The 12,442-nt window shown below is 56.2% G+C and carries 11 protein-coding genes; 5 read left to right on the top strand and 6 right to left on the bottom strand.

Features of this window, described 5'->3' with window-relative positions; all coding sequences use genetic code 11:
• Nucleotides 1-53: 53 nt before the first annotated feature.
• Nucleotides 54-1,370 carry a sn-glycerol-3-phosphate ABC transporter substrate-binding protein UgpB gene (gene ugpB, locus ABLU67_RS00520; RefSeq protein WP_004855028.1) on the bottom strand — a complete coding sequence of 439 codons (1,317 nt, stop codon included), beginning with the start codon at nt 1,368-1,370 and terminating at the stop codon, nt 54-56.
• A 271-nt stretch (nt 1,371-1,641) separates the two neighbouring features.
• On the opposite strand from ugpB, the gene ABLU67_RS00515 reads away from it, so the two are divergent.
• The 4 genes from ABLU67_RS00515 (at nt 1,642) to ABLU67_RS00500 (ending at nt 6,495) form a co-directional block, all read left to right on the top strand.
• On the top strand, nt 1,642-2,409 hold the full coding sequence (locus ABLU67_RS00515; protein WP_014839703.1) for an IclR family transcriptional regulator: 768 nt from the start codon (nt 1,642-1,644) through the stop codon (nt 2,407-2,409).
• 228 nt (nt 2,410-2,637) lie between these two features.
• Nucleotides 2,638-3,537, top strand: coding sequence for a dihydrodipicolinate synthase family protein (locus tag ABLU67_RS00510; protein WP_049084383.1), 900 nt, complete (start codon nt 2,638-2,640; stop codon nt 3,535-3,537).
• 18 nt (nt 3,538-3,555) lie between these two features.
• Nucleotides 3,556-4,866: an MFS transporter gene (locus ABLU67_RS00505; protein ID WP_048263517.1), complete on the top strand. Its 1,311-nt coding sequence runs from the start codon at nt 3,556-3,558 to the stop codon at nt 4,864-4,866.
• A gap of 33 nt (nt 4,867-4,899) precedes the next feature.
• On the top strand, nt 4,900-6,495 hold the full coding sequence (locus ABLU67_RS00500) for an altronate dehydratase family protein (protein WP_014839706.1): 1,596 nt from the start codon (nt 4,900-4,902) through the stop codon (nt 6,493-6,495).
• Between the two features lie 44 nt (nt 6,496-6,539).
• On the opposite strand, the gene livF is transcribed toward ABLU67_RS00500, so the two are convergent.
• From livF to livK, 5 genes are read right to left on the bottom strand one after another with little or no spacing between them, the layout of a single operon-like run.
• On the bottom strand, nt 6,540-7,253 hold the full coding sequence (gene livF / locus ABLU67_RS00495; RefSeq protein ID WP_004126158.1) for a high-affinity branched-chain amino acid ABC transporter ATP-binding protein LivF: 714 nt from the start codon (nt 7,251-7,253) through the stop codon (nt 6,540-6,542).
• 17 nt (nt 7,254-7,270) lie between these two features.
• Nucleotides 7,271-8,038 carry a high-affinity branched-chain amino acid ABC transporter ATP-binding protein LivG gene (livG, locus tag ABLU67_RS00490; protein ID WP_004855045.1) on the bottom strand — a complete coding sequence of 256 codons (768 nt, stop codon included), beginning with the start codon at nt 8,036-8,038 and terminating at the stop codon, nt 7,271-7,273.
• Nucleotides 8,035-9,315 (bottom strand): branched chain amino acid ABC transporter permease LivM, encoded by a 1,281-nt coding sequence (gene livM / locus ABLU67_RS00485; RefSeq protein ID WP_148842242.1) that lies wholly within the window; start codon nt 9,313-9,315, stop codon nt 8,035-8,037. Before livM ends, livG begins: the two co-directional genes overlap by 4 nt.
• A complete protein-coding gene (livH, locus tag ABLU67_RS00480; RefSeq protein ID WP_014227088.1) occupies nt 9,312-10,238 on the bottom strand; it encodes a high-affinity branched-chain amino acid ABC transporter permease LivH in 927 nt (308 codons plus the stop codon). Before livH ends, livM begins: the two co-directional genes overlap by 4 nt.
• 60 nt (nt 10,239-10,298) lie before the next feature.
• The gene (livK, locus tag ABLU67_RS00475) at nt 10,299-11,408 is read right to left on the bottom strand and encodes a high-affinity branched-chain amino acid ABC transporter substrate-binding protein LivK (RefSeq protein WP_032751577.1); all 1,110 of its coding nucleotides are present in this window, start codon (nt 11,406-11,408) and stop codon (nt 10,299-10,301) included.
• A 420-nt stretch (nt 11,409-11,828) separates the two neighbouring features.
• Between livK and panM the strand changes: the two genes are divergently transcribed.
• Nucleotides 11,829-12,215: an aspartate 1-decarboxylase autocleavage activator PanM gene (gene panM, locus ABLU67_RS00470; RefSeq protein WP_102803184.1), complete on the top strand. Its 387-nt coding sequence runs from the start codon at nt 11,829-11,831 to the stop codon at nt 12,213-12,215.
• The last annotated feature ends 227 nt before the right edge of the window (nt 12,216-12,442 follow it).

The following is a 12,442-nucleotide window of genomic DNA, read 5'->3' as shown; positions in this document are numbered from 1 at the left end:
TCCGGGCGATCCCCTCTCCCCGACGGGGAGAGGGTGAGGGGCTGGCTATAAGATTACGACCTGGTTGACTGCTCGAAACGGCGCAGCAGCTGATTACCGCGCTCAACCGCGGCGTCCAGCGCCTGCTGAGGCGTTTTCTTCCCGGTCCATACGCTTTCCAGTTCTTCATCCACGATGGTGCGAATCTGCGGCATATTGCCCAGGCGCAGACCTTTGGTGAACGGCAGCGGCGGCTTGTTCAGCATCTGGCGCGTCGCGATATCGGCACCGGGGTTCTTATCATAGAAGCCCTGTTCGCGGGTCAGGTTGTAAGCGGCGGTGGTAATCGGCAGATAGCCGGTTTTCTGATGCCATTCGGCGGCGTTTTCCGGCTTAGTCAGGAAATCGAGGAATTTGGCGACGCCGGTATAGGTTTCTTTGTCTTTACCCTGCATCACCCACAGGCTGGCCCCGCCGATAATGGCGTTTTGCGGCGCGCCCTTCACGTCGGCGTCGTACGGCATCATCCCTACGCCATAGTTGAACTTCGCGTACTGGCGAATATCCGCGAGGGAGCCGGAAGAGGCGGTGGTAATGGCGCAGTCGCCGTTATAGAACTTCTCGGTGGATTCGTCTTTACGCCCGAAGTAGCTGAAGTCGCCTTTCTTGTTCAGTTCTTCGAGCAGAGCGATATGCTTCACCTGCTCCGGCTTGTTGAACTCCAGTACCGCATCGGTACCGTCGAAGCCGTTGTTTTTGGTCGCCACCGGCAGGCCGTGCCAGGCGCTGAAGTTTTCAATCTGAATCCAGCCCTGCCAGCCGCTGGCGTAGCCGCATTTCATCCCGGCAGCTTTCAGCTTCGCGGTATACGCCGCCAGATCCTGCCAGGTTTTCGGCGGCTGTTCCGGATCTAATCCGGCTTTTTTAAAGGCGTCTTTGTTGTAGTACAGCACCGGCGTGGAGCTGTTAAACGGCTGGGAGAGCAGATGGCCGGTTTTCGAGTCGGTGTAATAACCGGAGACGGTTGGCACGAACTGCGTTTCATCAAACTGAATGCCCGCATCGCTGAACACCTGATAGACCGGCTTAATCGCCTTCGAGGCCATCATCGTCGCGGTGCCGACTTCGTAAACCTGCAGAATAGCCGGGGCGTTGCCGGTACGGAAGGCGGCGATGCCGGCGCTCAGGCTCTGCTCATAGTTGCCTTTATACACCGGAACAATTTTGTAGTCCGGGTTGGCTGCGTTGAAACGTTGCGCCAGTGAATCAACTTCTTTACCCAACTCCCCTTCCATCGAGTGCCAGAACGGGATAGTGGTTACCGCCAGGGCTTGTCCGGCAAATGCCAGGCTGAGCGCCAGTCCTAAAGCTGTATGTCGTAACGATATCATCGGTTATCTCTCTTGTTGTTCCGGATGCGCGATTTCACGCGTTTTATGTTCGCGGGGGTAACATGACATGCTCGAATGACAGAAAAATAACTATTGCATTACAAAAATATTACAATAAATTGGCAAAAACATGATGAAACGGTGAAAAAAAAGTGGCAGGGAAATGGCAAAGCGAAAAAGAGAGGTGGTGCAGGCTACAGATAAGCGGGGATCTGTAGTTAAATAGGGGGCGTTAAACAGCACTCTCCGGCGAGCCGTCATAAGGAAAAATATGAAGACGCTTCATAAACCTACCGAACGCGTTTTACTCATTCTGGAAACCTTAGCCAACGCGGACGGAATGACGCTTTCCGAGCTATCGCTCAAAACGGATATTTCGAAGGGAACCATTTTCCCGATCCTCAAATCGCTGCAGTACCGGAAATATATCAGCCACGACGATCGCAACGGCATATATACGCTGGGGATCTCGTGCGCGGTTCTGGCCAGCTCAACGGTGGAAAAAGAGTTCTGGCTGAAAACGATCAATAGCGAAATGCACGCGGTGGTCAATGAATGCAATGAAGTTTGCCAGCTCGGCATTCTGGATGACGCCTGGGTGCTCTATGTTGATAAAGTTCAGGGCGACCAAACCGTGCAGCTGGTCTCTAAGGTAGGGACTCGCCTTCCGGCGATCTGCTCTGCCCTGGGCAAGGCGCTGCTGCATAAGCACCGCGACGAAGAGATCCTGGAGCTCTATCCGCAGGGTTTTCCTTCCGTTACCGCCCGCAGCGTAACGAATATGGCTCAGCTTCGTCAGCAGCTGGAATGGGTCGCCGCCAACGGTTATGCCATGGACGATCGGGAAATCAACGACGATACCATCTGCTTTGCCGTCCCCCTGCTGCAGAAAGGCATTATTCTGGCGGCGATCAGCGTCTCATTGCCCTCTTTCCGCGCCAGCGATGAAAAAACGCAGCAGGTTATTCGCGCGTTAAAAGAGGCAAAGGGTCGTATCGAAAGCGTGCTGAATAAGCTGCCTGATATTAAAAATTACTGATTTATTCGCCCACGATGCCGTCGGAATTGTGATTACCCACACAATACCGATATTTAATGATCCGCCGTGACGCCCGTCTCTTCTGCATAATTCCCCATCTATTCATTGATTTAATCAATTATCCGCACGACTTTGGCGCCATTTGACTTCACGTCGATGGCGTGTTTACTTATGCTTAATCGCAAATACAAACAGTGTTTGTATATACGAACAACAAAGAGGTTGAATATGCAAAGTCGTTACATCACCCCGGCAATAACGGTTTTTGATGAGCAGGGCAGGCTGGATCCTGACGGAAATTTTCGCCTGTACGATTTTATTAAAAACAGCGTATCGGGATTTGTCGTCATGGGCAGTACCGGCGAGTTTTTCTCGCTGGATATGAAAACATCCCGTCAGATAATTCAAATGGCGGCAGAGTTCCCGCGCGAGGGAATAAAGGCCTATGCGGGTACCAGCCGCATGGATATTGACGAGTGCGTAGAGCTGGCAAACTATGCAGATGAGTGCGGGCTGGATGGCGTCATGATTATCAGCCCGTGGTACTTCCGCCTGACTGATGAAGGCATTTATACATTTTATAGCCAGATTGCCCGCCGCACCGCCGCCAAAATATTCATCTATAACTTTCCGGAGCGCACCGGCTATTCCGTCTCGCCGGAGGTCTGTTTACGACTCGCCAGCGAGTTCCCAAATATTGTCGGTCTTAAAGACACCATTCCGGACACCAATCACACGTCGCAGGTGATTCGCCAGGTAAAATCTGAACTACCGTATTTTGAAGTCTATGCCGGTTATGACAATAACTTCGCGCACAATGTCCTGGCGGGGGGCGATGGATGTATTGGCGGGTTATCCAATATTTGCCCTGAAATATTCCGCGACTGGATGCAGGCATTTAACGATAACGATGTGCAGAAAATTTCGCGGTATCAGCAAAAAGTGGATGGGTTAATGGATATTTACGCGGTTAACGATCCGTTCATTCCAACATTTAAAAAAGCGTTACAGCTGCGCGGAATTATTCAGTCCGACCGCTGCACGCCACCGTTTAGCTCGCTCGCCACCTGCCAGACCGAAAGTATTCTGCGGATACTTTCCCGCGCTGGTATTGAAATTAATGCCTGACCCCCACGCGGAGGTATTATGAAAACCATCACAGCTTACGACAATCCGGCCCTCAATTCCGCGATTACCAAATCATGGAAGCGCCTGGTGCCACTGATGTTTATTTTGTACTTCATCGCCTTTATCGACAGGGTGAACGTGGGATTCGCCAAAGAGGCGATGCAGGTGGATATTGGGCTCTCCAATTCCGCCTTCGCCCTCGGCGCGGGGATCTTTTTCGCCGCCTATGCGCTGTTTGGTATTCCCGCTAACCTGATTCTGAATAAAATCGGCGCGCAAAAATGGTTAAGTATCACCACCGCGCTGTGGGGCATTCTCTCTGCCCTCACCGGACTGGTGCAGACGGAAACCCAGTTTATTGTTCTGCGCTTTTTACTGGGGTTAGGCGAAGCCGGTTTTTATCCCGGTATTCTGCTGCTGGCCTCAATCTACTTTCCCAATAAAGTTCGCGCCTCCGTCGTCGGTATCTTCGTGCTCGGCGTGCCGCTGGCATTAACCTTAGGCTCGCCCATCTCCGGGGCGCTTCTGGAAATGCACGGCTTCCTCGGCAAACCCGGCTGGTTCTGGATGTTCTTTATCGAAGGCATTCCGGCGGTCATCATGGGGATCTTCGCCTGGTTCTGGCTTGATGATACGCCGGCCAAAGCGCGATTCCTGAACGACGAAGAGAAAAAGGCGCTGATTGCTCAGCTTCAGCAGGAGCAGCGGCAGACGGAAACCAGCAGCGTCGGCACCGCCCTGAAAAGCCTGAAAGTCTGGCACCTGGCGCTGATCTACGGCACCATCCAGATCAGCGTTTACGGGCTGATGTTCTTCCTGCCTTCGCAAGTCGCCTCGCTAATGGGCTCCACCCTCGGCTTTAAGGAGTCGCTGGTCGCCGCCATTCCGTGGGCCTGCTCCGCCGTCGGCGTCTATTACATTCCGCGTCTGGCGGACAAAATGCCGGCCCGTCGGGTGCTGATTTCAGTCATCTGTATGCTGGCGGCGGCGCTGGGGCTGTTTGTTTCTGCCTGGTCCGGCCCGGTACTCGCCATTGCCGCGCTCTCGCTGTCGGCCATCGGCTTCCTCTCCGTGCAACCTATCTTCTGGACTTTCCCGGCGCAGATTGTGTCAGGCTCGGCGCTGGCCGCCAGTATCGGCTTTTGCACCACCATGGGCGCATTTTGCAGCTTCCTCGCGCCGCTGATTCGCGTTGAGGTCGATGCCTTCTTCGGCAACGATTCGGCGGGTCTGGTCGCCCTGTCGCTCATCACCGTCTGCTGCGCGCTGCTGATTGCCGCCCTTGCCGGCAGAAAAGCGACAAACGGCGTCGCGGTCCCCCATCACTAAGTCCTGATGCGCTTATAACAAAGGATAATGAACATGCAGACCATCTTAAAAATTGACCCTACCGATAACCTGATCGTTGCGCTGCAGGACTTACGCAAAGAGCAGCGGGTTCACTGGAACGATGAAGCCTACGTTCTGCGTAGCGATGTCAAAGCCAAACATAAATTCGCCACCGAGGATATTGCGCCCGGCGATATCGTGTCGCTGTACGGCGTTCCGGTCGGCAAAGCGACGCGCCCCATCACCCGCGGCGAAGCCATTACCACTGAGAATATCAAACACTACGCGGCCCCGGTTTCGCTTGACGACGTCGCGCCCTATGACTGGCAGCAGCCGGATGTTTCCGCCTGGCAGCAGCGGACTTTCAAGGGCATAGTTCGCGAAGATGGCCGGGTCGCCACCGCGAACTACTGGCTGGTCATTCCGCTGGTATTCTGTGAAAACCGCAACGTTCAGCGCGTCACCGATGCGCTGAACGACGCCCTCGGCTACGCCAATAACGGCCTGAAAAATTTTGCTCGCCAGGTGACGTCGGCAGGAGCATTAAACGATACCCGGCATCTGCCCTTCCCGCATCTTGACGGCATCCGCTGTATTACCGTCAATTCCGGCTGCGGCGGCGCCACCTCGGACAGCATGACGATGTGCGACGTGCTGGCCGCCTATTCCGATCATCCCAACGTTCTTGGCGTGACGGTCTTTGCCCTCGGCTGTGAAAAAGCGCGGATTGTTGATTTCAACGCCGCGCTGGCGAAGCGCAACCCGAATTTCAACAAACCGATTATTTACTTCAGACAGCAGGACTGGAGTAGCGAAGAAAAAATGATGCAGGATGCGTTGACTGAAACCTATAACGCGATCCGCGAAGCCCCCGTCGCCGAGCGGCAGGACGTCCCGCTCTCCCACCTCAAAATCGGCGTGAAGTGCGGCGCTTCTGACGGGTTCTCGGGGATCAGCGCTAACCCGGCGATGGGCGAAGTGTCGGATCGTCTTGTCGCCCTCGGCGGCGCGTCGGGGCTGGCGGAATTCCCCGAGCTGTGCGGCGCTGAAGGGGATATCGTGCAACGCTGCGCGACCCGCGAGCTGAAAGAGAAGTTTTTGTCGCTGATGAAAAACTATGAGCATGTCGCGAACTTCTTCGGTACCACCATCGCCGATAATCCCAGCCCGGGAAACATTGCCGATGGGCTGATCACTGACGCCATCAAATCCGCCGGCGCGGCGAAAAAAGGCGGCAGAGCGCCGGTAAGCGCGGTATGCGACTACGCCGAACCGATGGGAGAAAGCGGCCTTTCGCTGGTCTGCACGCCGGGCAACGATGTGGACGCGGTAACGGGCCTGGTCGCGGCGGGGTGCAACGTGGTGATCTTCTCAACCGGGTTAGGTACGCCGACGGGGAACCCTATCGTTCCGGTGCTTAAGGTTTCAACCAACTCCGCGCTGGCGAAAAAGATGCCGGATATTATCGATTATGACTGCGGGCCGATTATCGAAGGCACGCCGCTGGCGGACATCGCCGACGGCCTGTTTGAGAAAATCATCGCCACCGCCAGTGGGACCTGGCGCACCAAAGCGGATGCGCTCGAACAGTATGATTTTATGCTGTGGAAACGCTCTCTGGAACTGTAGTAGCCAAGTAAAACGCCCGGCAGATGCCGGGCGTTTTGTCTTCACTACCCGCCCAGATAGGCGCTGCGTACCGCTTCATTCGCCAGCAGCGCGTCGCCGGTATCCTCAAGCACCACGTGACCGTTTTCCAGCACGTAGCCGCGGTCTGCCAGCTTCAGCGCCTGGTTGGCGTTCTGCTCGACGAGGAAGATAGTCATCCCCTGCTCGCGCAGCTGTTCGATGGTATCGAAGATTTGCTGAATGATAATCGGCGCCAGACCGAGCGAAGGCTCATCCAGCAGCAGCAGGCGCGGCTGGCTCATCAGCGCGCGCCCGATAGCCAGCATCTGCTGCTCGCCGCCGGACATGGTGCCCGCCCGCTGAACCCGACGCTCATGCAGGCGCGGAAACAGCTCATACACCCATTTGATGCGGGTCTGGAACTGGTCGCGGTCGGCAAAAAAACCGCCCATCGCCAGGTTCTCTTCCACCGTCATCCGCGAGAAAACGCGGCGTCCTTCCGGCACGATCGCCACCGCTTCGCGCATGATTTTCGCCGTCTGCCAGTCGGTAATATCTTTACCGTCGAAAACCACGCGGCCGCTGGAGGCGCGCGGGTCGCCGCACAGGGTACCCAGCAGAGTAGTTTTTCCCGCGCCGTTGGCGCCAATCAGGGTGACAATCTCTCCCTGATTGATATGCAGACTGACGTTGTGCAGCGCCTGGATTTTGCCGTAATGCGCGCTGACGTTGTCAAAAGATAACATCACTTTTTCCATCTTATGCGTCACCACCATTATGCTTCACCTAAATAGGCGCGGATCACGTCCGGGTTGTTGCGGATCTCTTCCGGCGTACCGTTGGCCAGCGGCGTGCCCTGGTTTACCACGTAAATACGATCGGAAATGCCCATCACCAGCTTCATATCGTGCTCAATCAGCAGGATGGTGGTGTTGTGATGGCTGCGCAGCTCGACGATTAGCTCGTCCAGCTCTTTGGTCTCTTTCGGGTTTAGCCCCGCCGCGGGCTCATCCAGCATCAGGATTTCCGGCTGGGTCACCATACAGCGGGCAATCTCCAGACGGCGCTGGTCGCCGTAGGCCAGGTTACTGGCCTGCCGGTTGGCGTGCTCAAGCAGGCCAATACGTTCAAGCCAGGTCGCGGCGCGGTCCAGCGCTTCGCTCTGGGCGCGGCGGAAGGACGGCGTCTTCAGCAGGCCGGAGAAAACCCCGGTTTTCAGCTGCTGATGCTGCGCCACCAGCAGGTTTTCAATCACCGTCATTTCGCGGAACAGACGCACGTGCTGGAACGTTCGCACCACGCCCATACGGGCAATCTGCTGCCCCGGCAGCCCTTCCAGATGCTGGTCGCGCAGCATAATGGTGCCGCCGGTTGGCTTATAGAAACCGGTCAGGCAGTTAAAAACGGTGGTTTTGCCCGCGCCGTTAGGGCCGATAAGCGAAACGATTTCCCGCTCGCGCAGCTCCAGCGACACGTTGTTGACCGCCAGCAGGCCGCCAAAACGCATCATCAGACCGTTTACGGATAATAATGGCTGACTCATGCCTGCTCTCCTCCTTTGGCCTGCCCATTTTTCAGCTTCAGCTGCGGACGGGTCATCGGCAGAAGCCCCTGCGGACGCCAGATCATCATCAGTACCATCAGCGCACCCAGCATCAGCATGCTGTATTCATTGAAATCACGCATCAGCTCGCGCGAGACGACCAGCAGAACCGCCGCCAGGATCACCGCGAACTGGGAGCCCATACCGCCGAGAACCACAATCGCCAGCACAAAGGCCGACTCGGCGAAGGTAAAGGATTCCGGACTGACGAAGCCCTGACGGGCGGCGAACAGGGTACCGGCAAAACCGGCAAACGCGGCGCTGATGGTAAAGGCGGTCAGCTTGATGCGCGTCGGGCTGAGGCCCAGCGAGCGGCAGGCAATCTCATCTTCACGCAGCGCTTCCCACGCGCGGCCCAGCGGCATACGCAGCAGGCGATTAATCACGAACAGGCTTAACACCACCAGCAGCAGAGCGACCAGGTAGAGGAAAATCACGCGATCGGAGGGATCGTACTTCACGCCGAAGAAGTTGCTGAACGTATCCCAGCCGCCTTCGCGGGCGCTGCGGCTAAATTCAAGGCCGAACAGCGTCGGTTTCGGGATCTGGCTGATGCCGTTCGGGCCACCGGTTATTTCGGTGTTGTTAAGCAGCAGGATGCGCACGATTTCGCCAAAGCCAAGCGTGACAATCGCCAGATAGTCGCCGCGCAGGCGCAGGACCGGGAAGCCAAGCAGGAAGCCCGCCGCCGCCGACACCAGCCCCGCCAGCGGCAGGCAGGTCCAGAAGCCCAGACCGTAATAGTGGTTCAGCAGCGCGAAGGTGTAGGCGCCGATGGCGTAGAAACCGCCGTAGCCCAGCACCAGCAGGCCGGAAAGCCCCACCACCACGTTAAGGCCCAGGCCGAGGATGATATAGATCATCGTCAGGGTAGCGATATCCACCGTCCCGCGCGACACCATAAACGGCCACGCCACGGCGATAACCAGCAGGGCGATCAGGAACAGCTTCTGTTTTACCGTCGAACCGTCGATAGCCGGCAGAATAAACTTCGGCCCGGAGACGTTCTTCATGGTTTTCTGGAAAATGGGACGCAGCAGCTGGAAGAAGAAGACCACCGCGGTACCGATATAGATCCACTGCCAGCGGATATCGGCGGCGGTATCCACCACCAGCTTCGTGCCGTCCAGCTCCAGCTGCACGCCCATAAAGACGCCCGCCAGGATAAAGAACATCACCGCGGACAGCAGCGCCATCGCAAAATGCATCGGTTTCATACTTTTTCTACCTCCGGACGGCCCAGGATACCGGTAGGCATCACCAGCAGAACCAGGATCAGCAGCGCGAAGGAGACCACGTCTTTATATTCCGTACTGAGATAGGCAGAAGAGAGCGCTTCGGCGATACCGAGGATCAACCCGCCGATCATCGCCCCGGGAATGCTGCCGATGCCGCCCAACACCGCGGCGGTAAAGGCCTTCATCCCGGCCATAAAGCCGATGTACGGGTTGATTACGCCGTAGAACTGACCGAGCAGAACGCCGGCAACCGCCGCCATTGCCGCGCCGATCACAAACGTCAGCGCAATCACCCGGTCGGTGTTGATGCCGAGCAGGCTGGCCATTTTCAGGTCTTCAGCGCAGGCGCGGCAGGCGCGCCCCATGCGGGAATAGCGGATAAAGAGCGTCAGCGCCAGCATGGCGATAAACGTCACCACCCAGATAACCAGCTGCATGGTGGTGATAGTGGCGGTGAAGTTATCGCTGCTGCCTACCGTCCACTGGCCGTTGAACAGGCTCGGCAGCGCGACATCGCGCGAACCTTCCGTCAGGCTGACGTAGTTTTGCAGGAAGATGGACATCCCGATGGCGGAGATCAGCGCAATCAGGCGTTTTGAGCTGCGCACCGGCCGGTAGGCCACGCGTTCGATACTCCAGCCGTAGGCGCTGGCAATCACGATAGCGCCGACGAATCCGGCGGCAACCAGCAGCCAGCTGGTATCAATGCCCATCATCATCAGGGCGGCAATAATCATGAAGGAGACGTAGCTGCCAATCATATAGACCTCGCCGTGGGCGAAGTTGATCATACCGATAATGCCGTACACCATGGTATAGCCGATGGCAATCAGCGCATAGGTGCTTCCCAGCGTGACGCCGTTAAACATCTGCTGCAGAAAATAGAGAAACTGCTCGGACATAAGGTAACCTTTTTCTACCCGCCCGCTTTGCACGGGCGGTGGGATAACTTGTCTTATGGCTTATTTCGCGAGGGTGGATGACCCGTCCGCGTGCCACTGGAAGACACCAAATTCAAATCCCTTCAAATCGCCTTTTTCGTCCCAATTCAGCGGCCCAATCACGGTTTTCGCGCCGTGAGCTTTTAGATCTTTGATTAAATCCAGCGGCTCCTGGCTTCCGGCCCGGTCCATCGCCTGCGCCAGCGACTGCACGGCGGCGTAGGTGATCCAGACATACGGACCGCTCGGGTCTTTCTTCTCGGCTTTGAGCGCGTCAACGATAGCGCTGTTGGCCGGGTCCTGGTCATAGCGTTTTGGCATCGTCACCAGCATGCCTTCCGCCGCATCGCCCGCGATGTTGGACAGCGACGCGTTACCCACGCCTTCCGGGCCCATAAACACGGTTTTCAGGCCCACGGAGCGCGCCTGGCGCAGCATCTGGCCCATTTCCGGGTAGTAGCCGCCGTAGTAAACGAAGTCGATATTCTCTTTTTTCAGGCGCGCCAGCAGCGCGGAGAAGTCTTTTTCACCGGCGGTAATGCCGTCGAAGAAGACGATATTCGCGCCGCCTTTTTTCAGGCTATCCTGGACGGAACGCGCCAGGCCTTCGCCGTACTGCTGCTTATCATGAATGATAGCAATACGCTGCGGCTTGACGGTTTCCATGATGTATTTTGCGGCGGTCGGCCCCTGCGAAGAGTCCAGACCGGCGGTACGCATGATGTACTGATAGCCGCGCTGGGTCAGCTCCGGGTTGGTCGCGCCCGGGGAGATCATCAGAATGCCTTCATCTTCATAGATATCGGATGCCGGCTGGGTGGAAGAAGAGCAGAGGTGGCCGATAACGTACTGAATGCCGTCATTGACGATTTTGTTCGCCACCGCAACGGCCTGTTTCGGGTCGCAGGCGTCATCGTACTCCACGGCAACCAGCTTATCGCCCTTGATGCCGCCCTGGGCATTAATATCTTTGATCGCCTGACGCGCGCCGTTGAATTCCATATCGCCCCACTGGGCTACCGGGCCAGACATCGCGCCAACAACGGCGACCTTAATATCTTTGGCAAAAGCCGCCTGGGACATCGCCAGTGCGACTAACCCCGCGATAACCGTTTTCGCGTTCCTTTTCATGCTGCAGAACCCCGTTCGTGATGTGGTGTAAATATTTTGTATTTTTATGGTTAAAAAGCATTCTGTACTTTTATTAAACAACGCTACTTTTACCATTATCTTTAATGGTTTAGCGAGGTTTTTTGCCTGAATACAGAGTAAAATCTCTATTTTTCAGGCGATTAAGCAAAGATAATATTCTGTATTTGCTGGAAGATAAACAAAAAAAGTCCAGTAAACAGCATAAAATAACGATACATAAGGCGGAATAAAACGCTACATATCAGGTTAAAATTCTGCTTATTTTTCGATCCATGATGAATTGCTCTACCCTGCTCCTTCCAGGAAAACGAATCCCCTGATGAACAGGCAAAAAACGGCGCTCCGCCTGGCAGGGAATTTGGATACACTAAAGCCTCTGTTTTGACTGGACCCTCGCGTATGAAACTGACCATTATTCGTTTACAGCACTTCAGCGATCAGGATCGCATCGACTTAGGTAAAATCTGGCCGTCGCAGGATCTCGCGGCGCTGGCTCTGGATGAGAGCCATCGTATTTATGCCGCCCGCTTCAATGAGCGCCTGCTGGCCGCGGTTCGCGTAACGCTAAACGGCGTTGAGAGCGAACTCAGCGCGCTGTGCGTGCGTGAAGTGACCCGCCGTCGCGGCGTCGGACAGTATTTAGTGGAAGAGGTGCTAAGGGATAACCCGGAAATCAGCAGCTGGCGCATCGCGGATGCCGACGCGGAAGACCGCGGCGTGATGGCGGCGTTTATGCAGGCGCTGGGCTTTAACGCGCAAACCGGCGCTTGGGTAAAAAAGCAATAAATCGGCGAAAGAAGGCTGAACATTCCCGGATTGCGGCGTAACGCCTTATCCGGGCTACAAAAAACCAGACCGCACCAGCCTGTAGCCCGGGTAAGCGCAGCGCGACCCGGGAAGAAACCGCACCAATGCATCAACCCCGGCGCATTCCCCGGGTTGCGGCGTAACGCCTTACCCGGGCTACAAAAAACCAGACCGCACCAGCCTGTAGCCCGGGTAAGCGCAGCGCG

Source organism: Klebsiella sp. GN_Kp190 (assembly GCF_040061795.1).
Classification (GTDB): domain Bacteria; phylum Pseudomonadota; class Gammaproteobacteria; order Enterobacterales; family Enterobacteriaceae; genus Klebsiella; species Klebsiella michiganensis.
Note: the sequence above shows the minus strand (reverse complement) of the source record. Positions and strands in the feature narration are given on the sequence as shown.

Coding starts and splice junctions, on each gene's coding strand:
- ugpB (WP_004855028.1), bottom strand. CDS start 1,370: ATGATATCGTTACGACATACAGCTTTAGGACTGGCGCTCAGCCTGGCA.
- ABLU67_RS00515 (WP_014839703.1), top strand. CDS start 1,642: ATGAAGACGCTTCATAAACCTACCGAACGCGTTTTACTCATTCTGGAA.
- ABLU67_RS00510 (WP_049084383.1), top strand. CDS start 2,638: ATGCAAAGTCGTTACATCACCCCGGCAATAACGGTTTTTGATGAGCAG.
- ABLU67_RS00505 (WP_048263517.1), top strand. CDS start 3,556: ATGAAAACCATCACAGCTTACGACAATCCGGCCCTCAATTCCGCGATT.
- ABLU67_RS00500 (WP_014839706.1), top strand. CDS start 4,900: ATGCAGACCATCTTAAAAATTGACCCTACCGATAACCTGATCGTTGCG.
- livF (WP_004126158.1), bottom strand. CDS start 7,253: ATGGAAAAAGTGATGTTATCTTTTGACAACGTCAGCGCGCATTACGGC.
- livG (WP_004855045.1), bottom strand. CDS start 8,038: ATGAGTCAGCCATTATTATCCGTAAACGGTCTGATGATGCGTTTTGGC.
- livM (WP_148842242.1), bottom strand. CDS start 9,315: ATGAAACCGATGCATTTTGCGATGGCGCTGCTGTCCGCGGTGATGTTC.
- livH (WP_014227088.1), bottom strand. CDS start 10,238: ATGTCCGAGCAGTTTCTCTATTTTCTGCAGCAGATGTTTAACGGCGTC.
- livK (WP_032751577.1), bottom strand. CDS start 11,408: ATGAAAAGGAACGCGAAAACGGTTATCGCGGGGTTAGTCGCACTGGCG.
- panM (WP_102803184.1), top strand. CDS start 11,829: ATGAAACTGACCATTATTCGTTTACAGCACTTCAGCGATCAGGATCGC.